The 767-nt window shown below is 35.6% G+C and carries 1 protein-coding gene; it reads left to right on the forward strand.

Annotated elements, in window-relative coordinates:
* On the forward strand, positions 1-732 hold a 732-nt coding region (locus EHQ59_RS10215; RefSeq protein ID WP_135619559.1), incomplete at its 5' end, for an IS3 family transposase.
* Positions 733-767: the final 35 nt, after the last annotated feature.

The raw sequence follows: 767 nt of genomic DNA on the forward strand, positions 1-767 counted from the left end.
GGGAATCTTGAAATTGCTTTCATCGACTTTGTAAAGCATTCCTGGAAATCAAGCAAGAAGAGTTATGGATTGATTCGAATCCTCAAAGATGTGAAGAAATCTTCCTTCGAATGCGGAGCAAGGAAAGTCAAAAAAGCCATGAATTTATTGGGAATTGAAGGAAAACAGGACAAGAAGTATCGAGTTAGCACAACAGACTCTAAACATTCAAAGCGAATTGCTCCAGATTTAGTTCAGCGAAAGTTTAAGGTTGGATCAAAGAATCAAGTTTGGGTATCCGATGTAACTTTCATCAAATGTTTCTCTGGCTGGTTATATCTGTGTGTGATTCTAGATTTATATTCCAGGAAAGTTGTTAGTTGGAAAATTAGCGCAAGAAATGATTCGGAACTGATTGTTGGAGCGATTCAATCCGCTATAGAAACAAGGAATCCGAGCAAAGGTTTGATATTTCATTCTGATAGAGGATCTAATTATTGTTCTGGTGAAGTCCGTAAAGTATTAGCAAACAATCGGATCAGGAGAAGTAACAGCCGTAAGGGAAATTGTTGGGATAATGCTTTAGCTGAATCCTTCTTTTCTACCTTAAAGAGAGAAATCGATTTCAATGTATTTCAAAATCTAAAGGATGCCAAAAACAACATCTTTGAATACATTGAACTATTTTATAATCGACAGAGATCACATTCTTTTCTAGGTTATGTGAGTCCTGAAAAATTTGAGTTAAATTGAATTAGAAAAGTGTCCGAAAAAACGTAATCAGGCTA

This window comes from Leptospira kemamanensis (assembly GCF_004769665.1).
GTDB lineage: Bacteria > Spirochaetota > Leptospiria > Leptospirales > Leptospiraceae > Leptospira_A > Leptospira_A kemamanensis.